Here is a 22,031-nt window from a genome sequence, read left to right on the forward strand (position 1 = left end):
TGTGGATTATTTGGATATTAAATCATTAATTTCTATTATATGTCACATCTGGCCATCTCAATGGCTCAAATTGTGATTTTTCAATCCTGAATCTTTCCGGCTTTCCAAAAAAACGAACCTTTTAATAAACCTTTGGCTATAGGTATGTTATCTATGATTAACGTTGGAATTCTTGGTGCTACCGGGGCCGTAGGCCAGAGATTCGTTCAGATGTTAGCCGGTCATCCCTGGTTTTCCCTCCAGGTCCTGACCGCTTCAGAGCGCAGCGCCGGGAAGCGTTATGCCGACATCGTCAACTGGCGCCTTGACGTCCCCTTTCCCGAGGAGATCGGGGACCTGACGGTGTCCCCTACCACGGTCGATGCGGTGAAAGAGTGTGACCTGGTCTTCTCGGCCCTCCCCGCCGATGTGGCGAGAGGCATTGAGGAGGAGGCGGCCGCCGCCGGTGTCGGTGTCTGCTCGAACGCCAGTTCGCACCGGATGGACCCCGACGTCCCCCTTGTCATCCCGGAGGTGAACCCCGATCACCTCGGGCTGATCGATCTCCAGCATGAGCGGGGGAGGGACGGTTTTATCGTCACCAATCCGAATTGCTCGACGATTATGCTCACCCTTGCCCTCGAACCGCTCAGGACGTTCGGGTTTTCATCGGTGCAGGTGGCCACGCTGCAGGCGATCTCGGGTGCCGGTTTCAGGGGGGTGGCCGGGATGGAGATCTACGACAATGTCGTCCCCTATATCGGCGGCGAGGAGGAGAAGATGGCGACCGAACCACGGAAGATCATGGGCTCGCTGAACGGTTCGGAGATCGAACCCGCTCCCTTCACGGTCAGCGCCTGTTGCAACCGGGTGCCGGTCATCGACGGTCACACCCTCTCGGTCTGGGTAGACATCGACCGCCCTATCGACGAGGTGAAAGAGGCATTTCGCTCTTATGCCGCCCCCTTCTCCGGGCTACCGACCCAGCCAGAGCGGTCTGTCGAATACCTGGAGCAGCCTGACCGGCCTCAGCCCCGCCTCGATCGAAATCGGGGCAACGGGATGACGGTGTCGGTCGGACGCCTCAGAGAGGGGCTCCGCTTCACCGCCCTCGGGCACAACACCATCCGCGGGGCGGCGGGTGCATCGGTACTGAACGCTGAATTAATCTATAAGAAGAAGTATCTCTGATAGACCATCGGCAGAGAGGTGGACAATGTTGAAGGACAACACAGTATTCGTCGGAAACAAGCCGGTCATGAACTACGTTCTCGCAGTGGTTACCCAGTTCAACAACGGCGCAGAGGAAGTGGCAATCAAGGCACGCGGCAAGGCAATCTCGAGGGCGGTCGATACGGCGGAGATCGCCATCAATCGATTTCTGGAAGGGGTGAACAAGAAGGACATCTATACGTCCACAGAGATGATCGATACGGACACGGGCAAGACCAACGTATCCAGCATTGAGATCATTCTCTCTCAAATGCGTTGATCGTGCTCCAGAAACCCACTTTTTTCCCTGACCAGAAAGGCTATATGTCCTTCTTTCCAGACGATTGAGCCATGAAGTACCTGGCGCACCTGTGCGCACTCCTCCTCATCCTCTCTGTAGTTGTCGCCCCCGCGGCGGCGACGGACGGCAGGTACAGTTATATCACGGTGACATCCGTTGATGTGGCGCTTGAAAACGAGAATGCAACGGTGACCCTCACCTACACCATCGACGAGGGCATTCAGATCCTGGTGCATTTCCTTGGAATGAGCGATCTGCGAACAAAAGTGATTGATATCGCCAATTTTAAGAACGCCGAGATCCTTGAGATCGACATGGAGCATGCGGTCCTCCTGGTCCCTGGCGCGGGTCTGGATTATGGTGAGGGTGCCTACTGGTTCCCGAAACATGAGTTCGGGGTGGCGGTGCCCGTCCTGACGGTCACATCGCCGCAGGATTCCAGAACCTTCACAAACACGACGGATTTCCCGAGAGGGATGGGGTATTTCAGGGTGTAACCGCCCTTTTCTTTGATTTTTCTTCCTCTTTTTCCCGACTCTCGATCCAGCGGTTTACGACCGACTGGAGGTAAACGCCGAAGAAAGCCAGCACCAGACCCCCGATCATGGCGAAGACGGCGTACTGGATGCCCAGCATATTCTGGAAGGGGTTGTTCTGGATATTGGCGAGGGAGAGCATGTAGATGCTCACCCCGTAGACGATGACCCCTATGGCGCCGATGAAGAACGGGAGCACGATCACCCGCCCGAGGTCGTGGATCTCGTTGAGGTAGATATCGATGATCCGTCCGATGGATGCGATCAGACCGGCGGCGGTGAACCAGCCCACGGCGCCATAGGTGAAGGTGAGCAGATAAAAGAGCACGCCTTCGTCACTGTAGAAGACCAGCAGGTTGTAGAGGCCGACGATGATCCCGACGATCGTGAGCAGGATGGCGGCGATATATGCCACGAAGGTCACCCGTCCCCTCCTGAGTGCCACCTGCAGCGACGTGATGGAATAACTGAAGAACTCGTCGAATCCGAGTCCCTTGAGCAGGATATAGAGCCCGAGCGCTCCGACGACGACGAAGGTCGCTGCCTCGGGATACCCGAAGAGGTATGCGGTCGCATAGATCAGCATCGCAAGACCGATCGGTATCAGGACCATGCGGGAGATCTTCGGGTCGTCGAGGAGTTTTTTGATGATATAGTAGGTGCCTTCGAGGTTGGGCATCTGGGTGACGATCACCCGCCGTATGCTGCTGATGGAGAGGCGGGACGCCACGATCGGGAGCACATACTCGTCTTCAGCCCCATCTGAAATGAGGATGCAGGAGGTTACACCGGTCTTCTCCACGATATAATCGATGTCCGCACCGATCCGCCGGTCCCCCTCGAGCATATGCATATGGTCGCCGGTCACGAGCGCAACCTCGGCCTCCTCGCCGCGGGCGACGAGTTCGTCATAGGTCTTGACGGCCTGGAAGATTGCGTTGACGTCGGACTCCTCCGGGTCGGCAAGTGCGAGGGCATTCGCTGCATTGAGACATTCCTGGCGTCCGATCACCGGACTATTCAGTCCTGCCTTGAAGCCGAGATCATCATCACGGTCAATGCAGAGGATGAGGGTGCTTTCACCGACCATCTGTTAGAGAATTATCTTCAAACTAATAAATAATTGCCAGAAGCATTAGAAAAAAGTATTAGATAAGTTTGGAGCGCTGCAGGAGGAGGATGTCCTCGGTCGTGAGCTTCTCGCCGCCCTTGAAGAGCTGGAAGATCCGCTCGGCCTCCTGCCTGACCTGCCGCTGCTCCTTGGTCACCTTGGTCCGCTGCTTCTTCGTCCGCAGTCCGGAGATCACCTTGTCGTAATCGCGCAGCTCCTTCTGGCAGGCAATGAATGCCTTGTGCTCCTCGTCCGCCGCCTCCTGTGCCTCGACAAAGCTCCTGTGCTCGGCATCGGCTGCCTCACGCGACTGATCGGCCTTGCGATAGAACTCCACCATCAGGTCGTGGTGCTTCTGGGCGAGTTCTGCGATCTCGGTTACCCTCTCATGGATGTCAGAGGCCTCCTTGCGGAGGTCGCGCGCGGCCTGGAGTTTGGTCTTGAGTTCCTTGTTCTGCTCAAGTTCGTCCTCCTGGTCCTTGATGGAGGCCTTCAGGTGCTTGATCTTGTCGATGAGCTCGCGCTCTTTCTCGGTGGAGAAGACCTCGGTCTGCTGCCGGAATTCCATCGACTCGATCTGCCGCTGGAGTTCCTTGATGCTTGAACTCTTGGTGAAGGCCGAATGGTCCTTCTTGAAGGACTCGATCTCTTCAAAGTATTCGTTTGCCTGGGCGTTGAGTTCGTTGCGCTTCTCCTTGAGATCCTGAACCTCCTTGTTGTACTGGTCGCGGAGCTCCTTGTTCTTCTGGGCCTCCTCGACAAACTCCCGGGTCTGGCCATTGAGGGTGTTGCGCTCACGGGCGTGGGTGCTGGCTGTGGCGTTCAGCTCGTTACGCCTGTTTTTGTGCTGTTCAGACTCGGCAAGTGCTTTCTTTCTCTTTTCGATCAGTTCATCCAACATGCTCTACCATTCCTCAAATCTCGGTACCAGTGTATAGGCGCCACCGCTGCTGTGCATGGAAATGCTCGCAGGAATCGGGGTTGAAACAATGAAAATTGACCCAACAAAAGATATCTGACCGGACAGGATGGTGTGTCCCGTTCGTGTGGTCTCAATGCTGTTCATGGCGTTCAACTCCGATACCCTCCTGCCGCCGCATCCCTGACCGTGGTGGTCCGCGGTGGTTTATACCAGGATTTCTAATTATTTGGGATATCCCCATTCTTAATATTTTCGCAGGTGCCGATGCCGAAATGGCTGTCCTGGTGATATTTTCAGGATGAATGTGCCTCCGCGCCTGTGGGCGGGGCAAAAAAAGGAGTTAGAGGAAATCGATCAGGTGACCGCTCGGTCGGTCGCCGCTGAAGGACCGCTGCGGTGCGCTCCGGGGTGTGGGCATCGGGGCGCGCTGGGGAGACGACTGGAATGAGGTGTTGCTACGGCTCAGAATCTGTGCGCTCTGGACGCCGGTCATGATGGCCATGACTCTGACCTTGCCCTCATAATCATTGTTGATGCGTGCGCCCCAGATCACATCCGCATGGGGGTCGAGTTCATAGGTGAGTGAAGTGGCGATCTCCTCGGCGTCCTTGATGGTGAGGTCGCCGCCTCCGGTGATGTGGATGAGACTGCCCGTGGCGCCGCGATAATCGATGTCCAGGAGCGGGTGTGAGAGGCACTCGTGGACGACGCTTTCCGCCTTGTTCTGCTGTTTGCTCTCGCCGACAAGCATGCAGGCGACGCCTCCCTTGCTCATGATGGCCCTGACATCGGCATAGTCGATGTTGATGAGGGAGGGCTGGGTGATCGTCTCAGAGATGCCCTTCACGGTCTCGGCGATGAGCTGGTCCATCACCGAGAAGGCCTGCCCGAGGGGAAGGTTCGGGACGTAATTGATGAGACGGTTGTTATCGAGCACGATGACCGAGTCGGCGTTGTTTGAAAACTGCTGAAGTCCCTCTTCAGCGCGGAGAAGTCTGGCCTTTTCGACCTGGAAGGGGTAGCTGACCATTCCCACGACGATTGCGCCCTGCTCCTTTGCAATCTGAGCGACCACCGGGGCAACGCCGGTGCCGGTTCCGCCGCCCATGCCTGCAGTGATAAAGCAGAGGTCTGCAGTCTCAAGCAGTTTTTCGAGGGTTGGTCTCGCCATTTCAGCGGCGCGTTTGCCGACATCGGGGAAACCACCTGCACCAAGACCCTTTGTGAGGGATTTACCGATAAGAACGCGCTTGTCGGCCTGGATCATGTCCAGGTGCTGTTTGTCGGTGTTCACCGCAATGGTCTCTGCACCCGAGACCTGCATGTGGTGAAGTCTGTTGATGGTGTTGTTGCCGGCACCGCCACAACCGACAATAACAATCCGGGGCTGGCCGAGGAAATCATCCTCATCTCCAATGATCCCGTCCGTGTTCCGTACTTTTTCAATTTCGGCATTCCTAATTGCATCGTTGATAAAGGACTGCATCCATATCCTCCTAAACCTTGAAAGACACCTGGTCGCTCTCCCGCAGAGCTCGATCACCGCGCTTTTCGATAAGCTCCCGTACTGCGTGCCGTACCGCCTCTGACACGGTGGGGAATTCGCCGCCATCGACTAGTCGCTGGAGCATATCGACCTGCTGCCTGGGAAGTCTGATCGTGATCCGTTCCATCTTCTGCCTCGGGTGTATCTGACATCTGGCAGACAATTGTATGCCTTTTGTCAGACAGAAAGATGCTTTATGTCTGATCTCTGAACCAGATGAATGAATTAACTCGTCCATGGGATTTAAATGTATCTATTTGTAATTTGGGGGAGGCGTATTCTTATATGACATGGAATTGAAATTGTGCGTTATATCGGTGGATATGTCTCATATTACTCCAGAAAAGGTTATTCACGGCGGGGCCCTCCTCCGGCATCGAAAACGGACAGGACGAGATTTCATTGATTTCAGTGCAAGCCTCAATCCTTTTCCTCCCGATGTCCGGATCGAATTTGACCTCGAAGAGGCAGGTGCCTATCCCGACGATTGTTACGAGGACCTCAAGGAGGGAATTTCTCGGATTTTTCAGAGGGATACGGCCGAGATCACCGTGGGAAATGGTTCAGTGGAGGTGATACGGTCATACTGCGCCTCGGTGCTCTCCCCCGGCGACGGCGTATATATTCCGCAACCGACATTCGGGGAGTATGCGATGTCCGTGCGCCTTGCCGGCGGTGTGCTGCTCTCCGAAGCCTCCGGCGCCAGGGTGCGGTTTCTCTGCAACCCCAACAACCCGGACGGGGAGCTGACGTCAAAAGATGATATTCTGGCGATTCTTGACGGTCTCCGGGATGACCAGTGCCTCTTTGTCGATGAGGCCTTTATCGAACTCTCTGATCCCGGGATGAGTGTATCCGAGATCCGCCACCCCGCACTGTTTGTCTCACGCTCGATCACCAAGTCGTTTGCCGTGCCCGGACTGCGCTTTGGTTTCGGGTTCGGGGATCCCGATCTGGTCGCCGTGATGGAGAGGAGACGCCTCCCATGGACGGTGAACGCATTCTCTGAGGTATACGCCCGTGCGGCGCTGGACCATTACGAAGATCTGGCGGAATCAAGGCGGCGCATCTGTATCGAACGGGAACGCCTGAGCGATCGTCTCCGGGCGCTGGGTCTCCCCCCCCGTCCGTCTTCGACGAACTATCTGCTCGTCGACCTCCCGTTCAGGGCGGCGGACCTTGCGGCATCCCTACTCGATTGGGGAATCCTGGTCCGGGACTGCGCATCCTTCGGTCTCCCTTCGGCTATCAGGGTGGCCGTGCGTACCGAAGAAGAGAACAGGCAGTTGATTGAGGCGCTCTCGGCATGCTTGCCCTGATCCTTGCCGGCGGCGAGGGCTCCCGCCTGCAGATGGGGGAAAAACCCCTGGTGCTTGTCTGCGGGCGACCGATGATCGAGCGAGTCGTCGGTGCCTTCGCCGCTACGGGGTGCGATGTGGTCGTCGTCACCTCGCCGCGTACCCCGTATACCCGGAACTGGTGCCGGGTCAACGGGATCGATCAGTATCCTGCGGCCGGGAGGGGGTATGTTGAAGATATCGTCGAGGCGGCGGGGTCGCTCGATGCGGACGGACCCATCCTCACCTCGGTCTCAGACATCCCCTGCATCACCCCGGGGATCGTCGGGAGGATCCTGGACGCCCATGCCGGAACAGGGATGCCGGCGCTCTCCACCTGGGTGCCCGCATCCCTCTGCAATGGATCAGCGCTCCGCTGCTCCTACCAGGAGATGGTCCATGGCGTGCCTGCCTGCCCGGCGGGCGTGAACATCCTGGACGGTGGGCGGATCGACCAGGAACAGCCCGAATTCCGCCTCCTCATCGAAGAACCGGGCCTTGGATTCAATGTGAACACCCCCCAGGACCTCGCCCGCGCCGAGCGCGCCCTCTGTCCGGACACAAACGGGCTGAACGGTTGATTCAGCCATTAAAAATCCCATTTTTATCCTGAGCAAACCATATTAAGTTCCCCCCGCCGATATCTAGACATGCAGATGTCCCGGGAGATTGAACTGGAAGGGCATATCATCGATTCCGGCATCATGACGAAGGTGATGGACCAGGTCATGGACATGGGGGGCAACTTTGAGATCCTGGTCTTTGATGTGGGGAAACAGAAGACCGATCCGAGCTATGCCCGCCTCCGGATCGCCGCTCCAACGGAGGAGCAGCTCGACCTGATCCTCTCCGAGGTCTTCAGGCTGGGGGCACATTATCCGATCGTGGCGGATGCCGCCCTGGTGCCCGCTGAAGGCGACCGCATCGTCCCGAAGGGCTTTTACTCAACGACCAATCACCCCACGCAGGTGAAGGTGGGCGGCGAGTGGATACCGGTTGAATTCCTTGAGATGGACTGTATCCTGGTCGTCGATAAAGAACAAAAACGGGCCTGCTGCACTCCCCTCTCCAAACTGAAGAAAGGCGATTTGGTTGTTGTTGGTGAAGACGGTGTGAAGGTGGACTACCCGGAGCGGCCCAGGGAGGGGGGGCGGTTTGAGTTCATGCACGGCACGGTCTCGCCCGAACGTCCGTCCGAGACCCTCATCGAGCAGATCGCCCGGGAGATCATCGACATCAAACGCGGTGGAAAGGAGGTCGTGCTCGTCGGCGGTCCGGCGATCATCCACACCGGCGGCGGTCCGGCGCTTGCCGAGATCATCAGGAAGGGGTATATCGATGTTGTTCTGGCCGGCAACGCCCTGGCCACCCATGACATCGAGTCCAACCTCTTCGGCACCTCACTCGGTATGGACATCAGGACGGCGAAGAATGTCACCGGTGGGCACAAGCACCATATCTATGCGATCTCTGAGGTGATGCGGGCGGGCTCGATCCGGAGTGCCGTTGAGAAGGGTGTGATCACCGGCGGGGTGATGTACGAGTGTGTCTGCAATAAAGTGCCCTATGTGCTGGCGGGTTCGATCCGGGACGACGGCCCCCTCCCGGATGTGATCACCGATGTGATGGTGGCCCAGGACACCATGCGCCGGCACCTGCGGGATGCGGGCATGGTGCTGATGGTGGCCACCCTCCTCCACTCAGTGGCGGTTGGCAACTGCCTGCCCTCGCAGGTGCGGACGATCTGTGTGGACATCAACCCGGCCTCGGTGACCAAACTGATGGACCGCGGCACCACACAGGCGATCGGTGTGGTCTCTGATGCCGGCACCTTCTTCCCGATGCTGGCGAAGAAACTGGACGAGTACGCAAAAACGTTCAGCGTGTGAGGGGCATGCACCAGGGGCGTTCATGCTCCCGCACATACTCCCACTCTCTTTTGCAGCCGCACTCCATCTCGAGGAGGGCGCGGACCAGTTCGACGTCGCCGGTGAGGGCGAACTCGTTGATCCCGGCGACGATCTCACGATCGCATTTTCCGCAGTTGTGCGGGCCCCTGATATAGCCGCCGCCGACGGGATCACAGAAGATCGGGACGTCAGTCCTGGCCTTTTCGAGCACCTCCAGGATGCTCCAGAGGTAGGGGGGGCGGTAGGCGTGCCGGCGCCAGTGGCGTTCCAGTTCGGTGCCCTTCTGGACGGTGCAGGCGTTCATTGAGATCATGCCGCAGTGGGGGGTGACCCCGGCAATCGAGCGAATCATGTCGTCGATCGCTTCCTGTTCGGTGAGGAAAAGGGGTTTTAAGAGGAGGTAGGCCTTGACGCCGACTCCGGCCTCACGGGCTCGCTCTGAGGCGGCAATGAAGTCGGCGAAGGTGAAACCCTTCCTGATCGACTTCTCCCTGATGGCGTCGTCGGTGGTCTCGAGCCCCATGGCCACGTGGAGGGGGGTCCCGATCTCCCGGCGCATAGACTCCAGCGCCTCTGCGTCCACATATTCTGGTCTGGTCTCGATGACCACGACCTTTCCGGCGAAGGCGCGGGCGACCTCTTCCCTGAAGGCGGGGGGCACCTCGGCAGGGTCCATGAAACTCCCTGAGGTGAAGATCTTGATCATGCCGATGGCCGGGAGGTCGTAGCGCTCTCTGATCCAGGCCAGCTGCCCCCGCAACGAGCGGAGGACCTCCTCAGGGGAAGCCCCGAAATGCCCTTCGAAGCGGTAGCCGCACATCAGGCACTGCCGGTAGGAGCATCCCCCGCTCTTGAAGATGATCGTGAGAGAATTCAGTATCTCGCCGTCGTATCGGTCTTTTCCCGTCCAGGCTGCGAGTGGTTTTTCAGGCTCAACAGATACCATTAACACCTCATTCGTTGATCATCTCAGTATGAAAAGGATCGTATTGCCCCTGCTCTGCCTCCTCTCTCTCCTGCTCGTCGGGCAGGCATCGGCGGCGCAGGTCTATATGGACATCCCGAAGTCGGTGAACGAGGGGCAACCCCTTGAGGTGGTCGGCACCACCACCGGGGCAAGTCCCGGCTACGCCTTCGAAGTGGTCTTTTATGACACCACCTATGCAAAATCTGAGATTGCCAGACAGCAGGTGGTCCTCCAGGCCGATGGATCCTTCTCGGTCACCTTCCAGACCGATGGTCTGAAGGGCGGCACGTATTCGATAGAGATTGCCGAGAGCGGCGATGGGATCTTCGGGGGGACGAAAAAACCGGTGATCCTGACGATCGTGAACCGGACCGCCGATCTGACGATCACCTCCCCCCTCTCGCAGGCCTATGACGGCACCCTGCTCGTGGCAGGGTCGGTGAAAGGGCTTGGTGACGCCGGGATCCAGCTCAGTGTGACCGGTCCGGGCGGCGCCAATGTCTATGGTCCGCGCTGGATCGCCACAACCGGCGGCGCCTTCTCGCAGGAGGTGCCGATCACCCAGGGCGGGCGGTATGTGGCCGGGCTGATGGACAATACGAGCTATGTCTGGAGCGTGGATTTCACGGTCACCGGCGGGATCGTGACCGTCGCCCCGACGACGGCGGCGACCCCTGCGGAGGGGCCGACCTACTCGGCGGCGGCGCAGGCATCCAGGAGTACACCGGCCTATTTTGTGGTCGAGACGCTTGGAGGGCCGGTGACGATCACCACTTCCTCAGGGATCGACTGGGTGGTGGAGTATATCGATGAGAGCGGCGGTCGGACGATGGTGAACAACCAGGGCACCTCCGCCCCCGAGCAGATCACCCTGCAGGCGCGGGGAGGCACGGTCTATGTGAAGGTCTATCCGCAGCTCTATACCGAGAGCGGGCGGGCGGTGATCACCGGGAAGAACGTGAAATCAGTCGCAGTGGATGCCTCAGTTGCGGAACGGTTCGGCGATCCGGTACCGACCACGACCGAGAGCCCCCTCCCCCTCTGGAGCGTGCCTGCGGCCCTGGGTGCCCTCCTGCTGTTCAGGCGCCGGTAAGAACGCCGACCCACATCTTTTTTACAGCCCGATGCAACTATATATGACGGGCCGGGATAGTCTAGACCGGTAAGGCGGCGGCCTTGAAAGCCGCTGGTGTCCGCACCTCGGGAGTTCAAATCTCCCTCCCGGCGTCTTTGTTTTTGTTCCGTTCTCCAGTGAAATCGGTAAATTTCGCTATTCTGGGTCTCTGTGTTGTGCCTCGATGATGGTCGATCGGTGCCTCCGATTGTCCGCCCGGTGAAAACGATCTCCTGGGCATGCTTGATCTGGACGCCTGTCCCTATGGTCAGGATGTGCCTGTATCAGCGTTTGATCCCCCATTGAAAACTCTCGAATTGGGGTGAGGTGGTGAAAAGGCGACACCACTACATCAAACAATACAAAAACCATCCGATCTTCTCTGCCCCCTTTTTTCAAGGATCTTTTGAAAACATTGATGAATCTCGAATATCCATCTGGATCCGGAGAGAAAAGACGTGACCGCCATACTTGATGCCAGGAACCTCACGAAGGTCTACGGGGACACCACCGCACTGGGCGGCGTAACCCTCTCGGTCGAGCAGGGGGCGCTCTTCGGGCTTCTCGGCCCCAACGGATCAGGGAAGACCACGATGATCAAACTCCTGACCGGCCAGATCCGGCCCTCGAGCGGCACGGCGACGGTGCTTGGCCGCGACGTCGCCTCCGACCCCGTGGGGGTGCGTTCACTGGTCGGGATCATCCCTGAGCAGGAGACCCCCCCCAGTTTCCTCACCCCCGAGGAGTACCTCCGCCTTGTCGGGTCGATCAGGCGGATCCCTGACGTCGAGGAGGGGATGGCGTGGTGGTTCGACTACCTGGAGTTCGGGGACAAGCGCCACGTACTCTGCAAGGACCTCTCGCGGGGCACCCGGCAGAAACTGATGTTTGCGCAGGCCTTCCTCCACCGCCCGGTGCTCGCCCTCATCGACGAACCGCTCATCAACTTCGACCCCATCATGCAGGAGCGGGTGAAAGAGTTCCTGGCCGGCTACGTGAAGGAGGGCAACACCATCTTCCTCTCCACGCATATCCTGGAGATCGCCGAGGAGATCTGTTCGGACTTCGCCGTCCTCCACAGGGGTGAACTCCTCTCCACCGGGAAGGTGGCCGGTGTCATCGGCGAGGGGCGGCACCTCGGGGACTACTTCCTCTCACTGGTCAGGACGGGCGGACATGCTTGAACTCTTCGTCGCCATGATGAAGGAGGAGTGGCGGGTCCACTCCACGATCTTCGGGAGCCTCAGCTTCGCCCTCTACCCGGTGCTGATCTGCGCCACCGCCTTCATGGGTTCGTTCCTCCTCCCCCTGATCCGGCCGCTCCTCCCGTTTGGCGACCTCGCCCTGATCACCCATGCCCTCTTCCTCCTGCTCGGCCTCATGATCGGGGCGTTCGGCCTGCTCATGAACGAGGTGATGGAGCGTCGGTTCGGGGAGGCGAGCAGCCTCGCCTATTCTGCCCGCGCGCTCCCCCTCTCCGAGCGCTGCATCTTCGCACACTTCGTGGCAAAGGACACGCTCTACTACTTCGTGCTCTGGGTGCTCCCCTTTGTTATGGGGTTCGCCCTCGCCGCGCCCTTTGTCGGCATCCCCCCGGCGGTGCCGGCGCTCCTCCTGCTCACGCTCTCCCTCTCCTTCCTCACCGGCCTGGCGGCGGCATTCTTCCTCTCGATGGTCTACACCCGCTCGAAGCGGGTGTTCGCCGCCGTCTTCATACTCCTCGCTGTTGCTGCGTATGCGGCGCACCTCGCCGGCCTCACGCTCTTCCTCCCGCCGGCCCTCTTCCGCTCCTTCTCGTGGATGACGCTGCTTGCGGCGTGCACCCTCGTTGTCGTCCCGACCGTCCTCGCCGTCCTCCTGACGCGGCCCGAATCGGCGGCGAGGGTGAAGCACTATACAGACCTGCTCACGCCAATCGCTCAACGGCTCTCCGTCTTCCCGTACCCGGTCCTCGCCGCCAAGGACTGCATCGACCTTCTCCGGAGTGGCAGCGCCGTCGGCCAGACCCTCTTCTCCTTCCTCCTCCCCCTCGGGGTCATCTGGTTCTTCCTCTCGCTGCTCGGCCCCTTCCTCCCGGCGTCCGGGATCCTCCTCCTGTTTGCAGCCCTCACCGGCGTGATCGCATCGACAATGTATGTCTGGCTCACGATGTTCGAGACCTTCGGGCAGTACGCCTGCCTTCCCCTCGCCGTCGCCGACGTCCTGAAGAGCAAGATCTGCGGCTTCGCTCTGCTCCAGGTCGTTCCGGCCGTCTTCATCGCCGCTGTTGCCGTCCTCGCCGGGGAGGCGGCATACCTTCTTCCGGCCCTGACGCTCTGCCTTGCGGTCTCCTTCTACGGCCTTGGGGTGACGGTCCATCTCACCGGCCTCTCCCCGTCCGTCCTCCTCTACGACCCCCGCGTGCTCGTGCTCTACCTCCTCGCCGTCGGCGTCCCGCTCGTCGTATTCATCACCCTCTCTTTCATCAATCCCTGGTATGCGATGGCCTCTCTGGTGCTGCCCGCGGCCGGGTGGGGGATCGTGCAAAGGGGAATCGTGAAGTGGAACGGCAGGGAGGTCACGGGGTTCTGAGGGGATCTCTCCCTTTTTTCTCATGACTATCGACACCGTGGAGTGCTCCACTGCATTCCTTCCGCCAGTGATCACGGCGAGCATGCTGCCCACCCCGTGTTATTTTTTTGATCGCGGAGGCTGGCCGGGAACAGTTTCTGCACACCCGCCGCCGGCTTAACCGGGATCATGCCGAACGGCCAGATCATCGCCGCCAGGAAGCGGGTGCCGGTGAAAATAGCGTTTCATGGCAACGGCCAGATGTGAAGTCAGATAAACCTCATTAACCTGATGAATCGAATGAAAATCTATAAATCTCGACTTAATAAGGTCCTTATGTTGGTGGTGGCCGGCGGAGCGAAAAATTCCCCGTGCATGCTGCCGGCCCTGTCCCCCTGAACGAATTCTTTCGAAATACGGGATGTCTGAACGGCGTTCCTGCCGGATAACCGGGGAACAGAGAGGTGAGGGAATGTACGACACATCATCTGGAAACACAGAGCGGGTCTTACCCCCGGTCACAACCGGAAACCATGGACCCCGGAGAAGACGATGAACACTGAAGAAATCCTGCAGATCGCGATCATCGACGGCACCGTCCATACCGATACGCCGGAAGGGCGGGCGATCCAGAGGATCATCGTCGATCTCGCCAGCTACGGTATCGAAGTCACGACGCTTGCGTCCCCGGAAGACGCCCGTGCGGCCCTTTCTAACCTTCCCGGCGTCGACTGCATCCTGATCAACTGGAACGTCGGCGGGGGGAACCATGAAAAGAGCGAGACGGCGTCCAGGATCATCGGGGAGATCAGAAAACGCAACGAAGCTGTACCGATCTTCCTGATGGGAGAACCGACCAGCGAACCGCCGACCTCCCTCACCATCGGTATGATCCGTGAGATCAACGAGTTCATCTGGGTGATGGAGGACACCGCCGAGTTCATCGCCGGGCGGATCACCGCCGCCGCAAAGCGCTACAGAGAACAGCTTCTCCCCCCCTTCTTCAGGGAACTGGTAAATTTCTCCCGGGACTTCGAGTACTCCTGGCATACGCCCGGCCATGCAGGCGGCACGGCGTTTCGGAAATCCCCGGCAGGGCGAGCGTTCCACAGGTTCTTCGGCGAGCAGCTCTTCAGGTCCGACCTCTCCATATCGGTGGGCGAGCTGGGATCGCTCCTCGACCATTCCGGCCCGGTCGGCGAGGCTGAAAAATACGCGGCAAAGGTCTTCGGTGCGGATCGGACCTATTTCGTCACCAACGGCACCTCGACGTCGAACAAGATCGTCTTTTTCGGGCGGGTGACCGGTGGCGACATTGTCCTTGTTGATCGGAACTGCCACAAATCGGCCGAACACTCGCTCACGATGACGCATGCCGTGCCGGTGTACCTGGTTCCGACCAGAAACCGCTACGGGATCATCGGACCGATCCGGCCCGAAGAGATGACGCCCGATACGATACAGGCGAAGATCGCCGCTTCGTCCCTGGGGAAGACGGCCGGGAGCCAGATCCCGGTGCACGCCGTTATCACCAACTCCACCTATGACGGCCTCTGCTACGACGCCGCATGGGTGGAGGGAGAACTTGGAAAAAGCGTGGACAGTATCCACTTCGACGAGGCGTGGTATGGCTACGCCCGGTTCAACCCCCTGTACCGCGAACGTTTCGCCATGCGCGACGGTGCCGAACATCCTGACGGCCCGACGGTTTTTGCCACGCAATCGACGCACAAACTCCTTGCGGCGCTCTCGCAGGCCTCCATGATCCACGTCAGGAACGGGCGGGCGCCGATAGAGCACGCCAGATTCAACGAGGCCTTTATGATGCACACCTCGACCTCGCCGCTCTATACGATCATCGCCTCCTGCGATGTCTCGGCGAAGATGATGGACGGGGCGTCCGGCCGCACCCTCACCGGGGAGTCCATCGAAGAGGCGATCAGGTTCAGGCGGACGATGGCGCGGATCAAACGGGAGATCGGGCATGGCGAGACCGAAAAAGACTGGTGGTTCGGGATGTGGCAGCCTGACGCCGTCACCGACCCGGGCACCGGCGCACAGGTCGCATTCGCCGACGCCCCTGTCGATCTCCTTGTGGGGACACCGTCGTGCTGGGTTCTGCACCCGGAAGAGGCATGGCACGGGTTTTCCGGGCTGCCGGACGGCTACTGCATGCTTGACCCCATCAAGGTCACGGTGCTCATGCCGGGCGTGAACGACGATGGCTCTCCTGCCGAATGGGGCGTCCCGGCGGCTCTGGTGGTGAAGTTCCTGGACACGAGAGGCATCGTCAACGAGAAGTCGGGAGACTACAACATCCTCTTCCTCTTCTCCATGGGCGTGACGAAGGGCAAGTGGGGGACGCTCCTGACCGAACTCTTCGAGTTCAAACGGCGTTTCGACGAGAACGCACCCCTCGAAGAGGTCTTCCCGGACCTGACAGAGGCGTATCCGGATCGCTATGGCGGCATGACACTCTCCGGGCTCTCTGCCGAGATGCATGCCTACATGAAGGACAACCGACAGGGCGAACTCCTGCAGGAGGCGTATGCGGCCCTTCCCCAACCGGTTGTCACCTACGCGGAGGCCTACCGGAAACTCGTGCGGGGTGAGGTGGAGCACGTCCCGGTTTCCGGAATGGCGAACCGGATCGTGGCGACCGGTGTCTTCCCCTATCCGCCCGGCATCCCTGTGCTCGCCCCCGGTGAACCGGCCGGCGATCAGGACGGCCCGATCATCAGATACCTGCTGGCGCTCCAGGAGTTTGACGCCAGGTTCCCGGGATTCGAGCATGACATCCACGGTGTCGAGAACGTCAACGGCGAGTACCGGATCTACTGCATAAAGGAAGGGACAAAATGAGCGATGACGGCGGATCGGGCCCGTCTCAGTCCAGGAAAGTGCTCGGGATTTTCACGCTCGCCATGATCAACGTCGCCGCGGTGCTCAGCATCAGGAATTTCCCCTCGATGGCCGTCTACGGCTGGTCGTGCATCGGCTGGTACGTCATCGGGACGGTGATGTTTCTCATTCCGATCTCGCTGGCCGGGGCCGAACTGGCGACGGGCTGGCCGGACGGCGGCGGCGTGTACTCCTGGGTGAAGCAGGCGTTCGGCGAGAAGGGTGGTTTCGTCGCCCTTTTCTGCGAGTGGTCCAACAACCTCGTCTGGTTCCCGACGGTGCTCTCGTTCATCGCGGCGACGCTGGCGTTCGCACTCACGCCTGATCTGGCGAACAGCCACCTCTACATGTTCGGTGTGATGATGATCGCCTTCTGGGGGACGACGGCCATTGCCTATTTCGGCGAAGAGGCCTCCACGAAATTCGGCAACGTGGGCGTGATCCTGGGGAGCATCATCCCCGCGATCCTGATCACGCTCTTCGGGGTCTGGTGGATCGCATCAGGGCAGACGCTGGTCCTTCCCCCCTTCTCCCTCGACCAGGTGGTGCCCGAGATCAGCCTGCCGACGCTGCCGTTCTTTGCGACGATCATCCTCCTCTTTGCCGGCATGGAGATGGCAGGGTTCCACGCCCTCGAAGTAAGGAACCCGCAGCGCGATTTCCCCCTGGCGATGGCGGTCTCGGCGTTCGTCATCTTCTTCTGCACGGTTGCGGCGACCCTGGCCATCGCCTTCGTGATCCCGGCCGACAAACTCAGCCTGGCGTCCGGGGTCATGCAGGCGATCCAGTACTTCTTCGACGCCGCCGGTCTGCCCGAACTCGTCGGGCCGATGGCGGTCCTCATCACCATCGGGGGCGTTGTCTCCCTCGCCGCCTGGCTCATCGGGCCGGCGAAGGGCCTCGGGGTCGTGGCCGAGGAAGGGAACATGCCGCCGATGTTCGACCGGACCAACAAATACGGGGCGCCGGTGGCGGTGCTCTTCACCCAGGCGCTCATCGGTTCCCTGATCTCCCTCCTGTACGTCTTTTTGCCCTCGGTGAACCAGGCGTACTGGATCCTCTCGGCGATGACGGTGGAGCTCCTCTGCATCGTGTACGTGCTGGTCTTTGCTGCCCTGATCAAACTGCGCTACACCCAGCCCGATACGCCCAGGCCCTTTAAGATCCCGGGCGGCATGACGGGCGTGTGGCTGGTCGGAGGCATCGGTGCGGCGGGCGTGATCTTCTCGTTCCTGGTCGGACTGATGCCGCCGAGCTACTATGACAACGGCCTTGGTTACGTGGCAGCGGTGCTCTTCGGGACGTTCGTCCTTGCCGCTCCGCCGCTGGTGTTTCTCAGGATGAAAAAACCTGAATGGAAGAAAAACCGTGCCGGGGTGAGACCCGATGAATGAGAAATCTCTCGTTGCGGTGGTGAGCGTGATCCTGGTCGCCGCCATCGTGATGATCCCGGTCGGCATTGCCGCACTCCTGCACCAGGCCGAACCCTACCGGATCGTCGAGGGCGAACCCCTGCGGGAAGCGGCCGAAGCGGCCGGACTTCGCGTCTGCAACGTCACCGATACGCTCTGGAACGTGCCGGGAGCGACGGGCGGGACGGCCTATGTGATCTCTGACAGCTGCACCGACCCGGACGCCGAGACGATCAGGGTGGAAGTCCAGGCCTTCGACAGTGAGGAGTCAAGGGATGCGGCGCTCCGCACCTATCTCTCCCAGAGCGTCGGCAGGGCGCGGCCGGTCGGGAGCCTGATCGTCGTCGGCCAGTACCTGGTCTATGTCGAGCCGTACGACAGCGACCTCTTCAAACGCCTCGCCCCGGAGTTAAAGAAGAAATAAAGGTCGAGGGATGCCGAGTTCGCGCGAAGGCAGGGCCTTTCAGGTCGTCCTGCCGGGCGCGTTCTCCCGCGCCGTTTGCACCGAGTTTCACCACCCAGAGGTCGCATAAGCCCTGGTTCATTGATACGTCGCCTTCAGTTGAGGAGGTCTCACCGACGGCGATATATCCGCCGTCCACTGCCGGTCTGACTGTGTGTGGTTCTGTGGGCAGGTTCCTGGGGGGTATCTGAAACAATGTGGTGGGTGGTCAGGTCTCCACATAGCCCTTTCGATTTTACCGTTTGATTCAGTTTTTTTCATACAGGGGCCTCCATGTGAGGAAGCCATGCGGTCGGTAGCCGCGGCGCCATCCCTCTCACCCTGAATATTCGGAAAATCAGAAAATATCCGAAACAATTACGGACATTTTCTTCAATCCGAAACATTTTCGGCCCTCCCTTATATCGGTCGAAATACCCACCATCCTGTGAGGAACAGCGCGCATGCTGCTGACAGAACTCAGATCAGGCGATTGTGCACGCATCGTCGGTTTCACCGGCCGGGACGGTCTCCACCGCCACCTCGCCCTCCGCGGGCTGATGGTCGGCCGCAACGTCACCATGCTCTCCTCCGCCTTCGGTCCGGTGGTCGTCCGGGCTGGAGGCGGGGAGATTGTCCTGGGCCGGAGGATGGCCGGACACATCGTCGTCGAGCGATACAATGACACAGAAACAACTGACACAGATGGGATATGGCGAGAACGGAGTTGTCGTCGATCTCCGTGGTTTTCGCCACGGGTTGAACTGCCTCGGGATCAGGACCGGAAAGCGGCTGGAGATGATCACCCGCCAGCCGATACAGGGACCGGTGGTTGTGCTCGCCGATGGGGTCGAGGTCGCCATGGGGCGTGAGGTTGCCGATATGGTGATGGTCGAGGTCGATGGGTGAAAACATGGACAGTGGTGCGCATGATACCCGGACCGTGCTGATGGTTGGCAACCCGAATGTCGGCAAGAGCGCCCTTTTCAACCGTCTGACCGGAGCCGAAGCGGTCGTTTCCAACTATCCGGGCACGACTGTCGATGTCACCCGGGGACATTTTGTCGACGGCGGCACCAGATATGAGGTCATCGATGTCCCCGGCGCCTACTCACTCGACACCCGGGACGCCGCCGAGGAGGTGGCCGTCCGCCTCCTGGACGCCCATCCCGGTGCCGTCGTCCTCCTGGTGCTGGACGCCACGCGCCTTGAGCGCGGGCTCTATCTCGGTTTTGAGGTGATGGAGCGCGGGGCGCCGGTGCTCGTCGTATTGAACATGATGGACGCAGCCCGGGAAAAGGCGATCACCGTTGATGACCGCCGCCTGCAGGTGATACTGGGTGTACCGGTTGTCTGCACCTCTGCCGTGCTCGGCGAGGGGATCCGCCACCTGGCCGATATGCTCAGGAAGGCGCGGCCTGCCGATATCGGTCTGGTGAGTGCACGGGCGAATGGCACGGCAACCGAACCCCCTCGTCCGGTGGGGTGCATTGGCTGCGGGGGGTGCCGGTGACGGCGCTGACCGCTGACGAGCGCTGGGACCTCGTCGACCTGGTGGTCGGGGAGGTCGTCTCCACCGGAACCGTCCGCCGCACCCTTGCCGACGCCCTCGGTGACCTGACCGTCAAACCGCTCACCGGTTTCCCGGTTGCCCTTGCCGTGCTCTATGCCTTCTGGAGCGTGTTCTCGTCCTTTGCCGGCGACCTGGTCACCGACGGTTTCATGATCGGGTTCTTCGACGGTTTCTGGCTTCCCTGGCTCCAGAATGTCTGGCCGGACCCGCAGAGTCTTCTTTACTTTGTCTTTGTCGGTGACCCCTCCGCAGAGACCTGTTTCGATGCCTTCGGGGTGCTGACCTCCGGGCTCTTCGTCTCTATCGGGGTGGTGCTGCCGGCGGTGTTCATCTTCTACCTCACGATGACCCTGCTTGAGGACTCAGGGTATCTGCCGCGGCTGGCGGTGCTGGCCGATACCTTCCTCCACAAGATCGGGCTCCACGGCTATGCGATCGTCCCGACGATCCTTGGATTGGGCTGCAATGTTCCGGCCGTCACCGCTACCCGCGTACTGGAGACCGGGAAACAGCGCTTCATGATGATGACGCTGCTTGCGATCTTCATCCCCTGCGGGGCGCAGCTCGGGATCATGCTCTCGGTCATCCCCGACCTGGTGGGATGGGTGATGCTCTACCTCATCGTCGGGTTTGCCGTCTTCGGCTTTGTGCTCAACCGGGTGGTGCCGGGGGAGAACCCCGAGATCCTCATTGATATCCCGCCGTACCGCTGGCCCGTGCGGGAGAATGTGCTGAAGAAACTCTATAACCGGACGAGGGGGTATCTGAAGGAGGCGGTCCCCTTTGTGCTCTTCGGCATACTGCTGGTCAATGTCCTCTACCTCGCCGGGGTGATCGGGGCGGTCGCCGGGGCACTGGCCCCCCTCTTCGTCACCTGGTTCGGGGTGCCCGCCGAGACCGTCGGCCCCCTGATCGCCGCCTTCCTCAGGAAGGACCTTGCGGTGGCGCAGCTCTCCACCATCGCCATGACGCCCTACCAGATGATCACCTCGGTCGTGCTCATCTCCATCTACTTCCCGTGTGTGGCCACGTTTGTGGTGATGATCAGGGAGGGCTGGAAACAACTGCTGGCCGCCGTGGCGGTGCTCATGGTGGTGGTTGTTCTCTATGGGGGGGCGATCCACGGGATCGGCATCCTGCTGGGGGTGGCCTAGATGAGGGCCGCATCCATTGCTGCCGGCCTCGTCGGGACTGCGGCATCGCTCCTGGGCCTTGCCGGGATGCTGGTCTGGGCGGGTGGTGCGGGGCCGCTCGATCTCGGACTGATCGAGATCGGCGGTGACGATGCCTTCCGCTGGGCCTGGGGCGGACTGGTCGTCCTTCTGGGAGGAGTGTTCATGCTCGGCGGTGCCCGTTCTCCCGCAGACCTGGATCGAACGGCCACCGCTCTCCTGGGCGCGGCGATGATCGGACTGGTCGGGGGCTGCGATCTCTTCGGCATGATCTGCACCGGCATTCCGGCTGTGTTCAGTCCTGATACGGACGTTACAGCGATCTTTATGCCGCCCTACACTCCCGCCGTCCTTCTCCTCCCCTTCGTGATCGCCTCCGCATATCTCCTGCTGGAGGAGAGGCGGGAGGACTGACCAACCTTTTTGAGTGCCTATGGTGAAATATCAGGGTGTGACTGCCCTCAGCAGAAAGGCAGAGGACTATCTTGAGGCGATCCTGAACGTCTCTCAGGAAAAGGGGTATGCCCGCACCAAGGACGTCGCCGGGGAACTCGATGTCAGCCCCTCCAGCGTGGTGGAGATGTTCCAGAAACTCGACCGTCTGGGCATGGTTGATTACCGCCCGTACGAGGGGGTGACCCTGCGACCGGAGGGGGAGAAGATTGCACGGGTGATCAAGTCCAGGCACGACACCCTCAAGTGCTTCCTGATGCTCATCGACGTGCCGGAGGAGATCGCCGAATCGGATGCGTGTTTTATGGAGCACGAGCTCCATCCGGAGACGATCGAGCAGATCGGGATGTTCGTGGATTTTCTCCGGCATGGCGGCGAATCATCGGATATTCTGATGCGGTTCTCGGCGTTCTGCAAACAATGCCGGTTTGAACGGGACCGTCGGTGACAATTTCCCTGTCGAACATCTTCTCCTCGACCGGAGAAGGCCCCTCCTGACCCCCTCTTCAATGAGAGGGGGAAACTGATGAAATGGTCGGGTGGAGTGGATGCGAGCGTAATTTTGCTGAATATCCCCCTTTCACCCCTCAGAT

General features: G+C 60.1%; 22 protein-coding genes, 1 tRNA gene and 1 pseudogene. 19 read left to right on the forward strand and 5 right to left on the reverse strand.

From position 1 onward, the window contains the following. The first annotated feature begins 153 nt into the window (after window positions 1-153). The 3 genes from asd (at window position 154) to CUJ86_RS04925 (ending at window position 1,989) form a co-directional block, all read left to right on the forward strand. Entirely contained in the window at window positions 154-1,170 is a 1,017-nt protein-coding gene (gene asd, locus CUJ86_RS04915; RefSeq protein ID WP_130646449.1) for an aspartate-semialdehyde dehydrogenase, read from the forward strand. Window positions 1,171-1,195: 25 nt separating this feature from the next. Continuing rightward, window positions 1,196-1,471, forward strand: a complete 276-nt coding sequence (albA, locus tag CUJ86_RS04920; RefSeq protein ID WP_130646450.1) for a DNA-binding protein Alba — start codon at window positions 1,196-1,198, stop codon at window positions 1,469-1,471. A gap of 71 nt (window positions 1,472-1,542) precedes the next feature. Next, window positions 1,543-1,989, forward strand: coding sequence for a hypothetical protein (locus CUJ86_RS04925; RefSeq protein WP_130646451.1), 447 nt, complete (start codon window positions 1,543-1,545; stop codon window positions 1,987-1,989). Here the strand turns inward: CUJ86_RS04925 and CUJ86_RS04930 are convergent. The 4 genes from CUJ86_RS04930 to CUJ86_RS04945 form a co-directional block, all read right to left on the reverse strand. Further along, a complete protein-coding gene (locus CUJ86_RS04930) occupies window positions 1,979-3,118 on the reverse strand; it encodes a DUF373 family protein (protein WP_130646452.1) in 1,140 nt (379 codons plus the stop codon). The genes CUJ86_RS04925 and CUJ86_RS04930 overlap by 11 nt on opposite strands. Window positions 3,119-3,176: 58 nt before the next feature. Next, the gene (locus CUJ86_RS04935; RefSeq protein WP_130646453.1) at window positions 3,177-4,040 is read right to left on the reverse strand and encodes a coiled-coil protein; all 864 of its coding nucleotides are present in this window, start codon (window positions 4,038-4,040) and stop codon (window positions 3,177-3,179) included. A gap of 361 nt (window positions 4,041-4,401) precedes the next feature. Beyond that, a complete protein-coding gene (gene ftsZ / locus CUJ86_RS04940; RefSeq protein WP_130646454.1) occupies window positions 4,402-5,547 on the reverse strand; it encodes a cell division protein FtsZ in 1,146 nt (381 codons plus the stop codon). A 10-nt stretch (window positions 5,548-5,557) separates the two neighbouring features. After that, window positions 5,558-5,734 carry a ribbon-helix-helix domain-containing protein gene (locus CUJ86_RS04945; protein ID WP_130646455.1) on the reverse strand — a complete coding sequence of 59 codons (177 nt, stop codon included), beginning with the start codon at window positions 5,732-5,734 and terminating at the stop codon, window positions 5,558-5,560. Between the two features lie 196 nt (window positions 5,735-5,930). Between CUJ86_RS04945 and CUJ86_RS04950 the strand changes: the two genes are divergently transcribed. The 3 genes from CUJ86_RS04950 (at window position 5,931) to CUJ86_RS04960 (ending at window position 8,833) form a co-directional block, all read left to right on the forward strand. Continuing rightward, window positions 5,931-6,926 carry a pyridoxal phosphate-dependent aminotransferase gene (locus CUJ86_RS04950; RefSeq protein ID WP_130646456.1) on the forward strand — a complete coding sequence of 332 codons (996 nt, stop codon included), beginning with the start codon at window positions 5,931-5,933 and terminating at the stop codon, window positions 6,924-6,926. Beyond that, complete coding sequence (locus CUJ86_RS04955) at window positions 6,914-7,525, forward strand: NTP transferase domain-containing protein (RefSeq protein ID WP_130646457.1); 612 nt, start codon at window positions 6,914-6,916, stop codon at window positions 7,523-7,525. Before CUJ86_RS04950 ends, CUJ86_RS04955 begins: the two co-directional genes overlap by 13 nt. A 69-nt stretch (window positions 7,526-7,594) precedes the next feature. Then, window positions 7,595-8,833, forward strand: coding sequence for an ornithine cyclodeaminase (locus CUJ86_RS04960; RefSeq protein WP_130646458.1), 1,239 nt, complete (start codon window positions 7,595-7,597; stop codon window positions 8,831-8,833). Here CUJ86_RS04960 and CUJ86_RS04965 read toward each other — a convergent pair. Beyond that, window positions 8,823-9,800, reverse strand: a complete 978-nt coding sequence (locus CUJ86_RS04965; protein WP_130646459.1) for an archaeosine biosynthesis radical SAM protein RaSEA — start codon at window positions 9,798-9,800, stop codon at window positions 8,823-8,825. The two genes, CUJ86_RS04960 and CUJ86_RS04965, sit on opposite strands and share 11 nt — an antisense overlap. 28 nt (window positions 9,801-9,828) lie before the next feature. Between CUJ86_RS04965 and CUJ86_RS04970 the strand changes: the two genes are divergently transcribed. From CUJ86_RS04970 to CUJ86_RS05030, 13 genes and pseudogenes are all read left to right on the forward strand, one after another. Next, the gene (locus tag CUJ86_RS04970) at window positions 9,829-10,914 is read left to right on the forward strand and encodes a hypothetical protein (protein WP_130646460.1); all 1,086 of its coding nucleotides are present in this window, start codon (window positions 9,829-9,831) and stop codon (window positions 10,912-10,914) included. Window positions 10,915-10,964: 50 nt separating this feature from the next. Continuing rightward, window positions 10,965-11,048, forward strand: a tRNA-Ser gene (locus CUJ86_RS04975). Between the two features lie 345 nt (window positions 11,049-11,393). Continuing rightward, the gene (locus CUJ86_RS04980) at window positions 11,394-12,119 is read left to right on the forward strand and encodes an ABC transporter ATP-binding protein (protein WP_130646461.1); all 726 of its coding nucleotides are present in this window, start codon (window positions 11,394-11,396) and stop codon (window positions 12,117-12,119) included. Then, window positions 12,112-13,506: a hypothetical protein gene (locus CUJ86_RS04985; protein ID WP_130646462.1), complete on the forward strand. Its 1,395-nt coding sequence runs from the start codon at window positions 12,112-12,114 to the stop codon at window positions 13,504-13,506. The genes CUJ86_RS04980 and CUJ86_RS04985 overlap by 8 nt, the downstream gene beginning before the upstream one ends. A 531-nt stretch (window positions 13,507-14,037) precedes the next feature. Then, complete coding sequence (locus CUJ86_RS04990; RefSeq protein WP_130646463.1) at window positions 14,038-16,347, forward strand: Orn/Lys/Arg family decarboxylase; 2,310 nt, start codon at window positions 14,038-14,040, stop codon at window positions 16,345-16,347. After that, window positions 16,344-17,780 carry an amino acid permease gene (locus CUJ86_RS04995; RefSeq protein WP_130646464.1) on the forward strand — a complete coding sequence of 479 codons (1,437 nt, stop codon included), beginning with the start codon at window positions 16,344-16,346 and terminating at the stop codon, window positions 17,778-17,780. Before CUJ86_RS04990 ends, CUJ86_RS04995 begins: the two co-directional genes overlap by 4 nt. Next, the gene (locus tag CUJ86_RS05000; RefSeq protein WP_130646465.1) at window positions 17,773-18,222 is read left to right on the forward strand and encodes a hypothetical protein; all 450 of its coding nucleotides are present in this window, start codon (window positions 17,773-17,775) and stop codon (window positions 18,220-18,222) included. Before CUJ86_RS04995 ends, CUJ86_RS05000 begins: the two co-directional genes overlap by 8 nt. A 482-nt stretch (window positions 18,223-18,704) precedes the next feature. Continuing rightward, a pseudogene (locus CUJ86_RS05005) lies at window positions 18,705-18,857 on the forward strand (FeoA family protein); the annotation flags it as partial. A 64-nt stretch (window positions 18,858-18,921) separates the two neighbouring features. Further along, window positions 18,922-19,149 carry a FeoA family protein gene (locus CUJ86_RS05010; protein WP_130646466.1) on the forward strand — a complete coding sequence of 76 codons (228 nt, stop codon included), beginning with the start codon at window positions 18,922-18,924 and terminating at the stop codon, window positions 19,147-19,149. Between the two features lie 4 nt (window positions 19,150-19,153). After that, window positions 19,154-19,753 (forward strand): FeoB small GTPase domain-containing protein, encoded by a 600-nt coding sequence (locus tag CUJ86_RS05015; protein ID WP_165394784.1) that lies wholly within the window; start codon window positions 19,154-19,156, stop codon window positions 19,751-19,753. Next, the gene (locus tag CUJ86_RS05020; protein ID WP_130646468.1) at window positions 19,726-20,967 is read left to right on the forward strand and encodes a nucleoside recognition domain-containing protein; all 1,242 of its coding nucleotides are present in this window, start codon (window positions 19,726-19,728) and stop codon (window positions 20,965-20,967) included. The genes CUJ86_RS05015 and CUJ86_RS05020 overlap by 28 nt, the downstream gene beginning before the upstream one ends. After that, window positions 20,968-21,399 (forward strand): hypothetical protein, encoded by a 432-nt coding sequence (locus tag CUJ86_RS05025; protein WP_130646469.1) that lies wholly within the window; start codon window positions 20,968-20,970, stop codon window positions 21,397-21,399. 37 nt (window positions 21,400-21,436) lie between these two features. Next, window positions 21,437-21,886 carry a metal-dependent transcriptional regulator gene (locus CUJ86_RS05030; RefSeq protein ID WP_235855581.1) on the forward strand — a complete coding sequence of 150 codons (450 nt, stop codon included), beginning with the start codon at window positions 21,437-21,439 and terminating at the stop codon, window positions 21,884-21,886. Window positions 21,887-22,031 lie beyond the last annotated feature (145 nt).

It is taken from the genome of Methanofollis fontis (genome assembly GCF_004297185.1).
Taxonomy (GTDB): domain Archaea; phylum Halobacteriota; class Methanomicrobia; order Methanomicrobiales; family Methanofollaceae; genus Methanofollis; species Methanofollis fontis.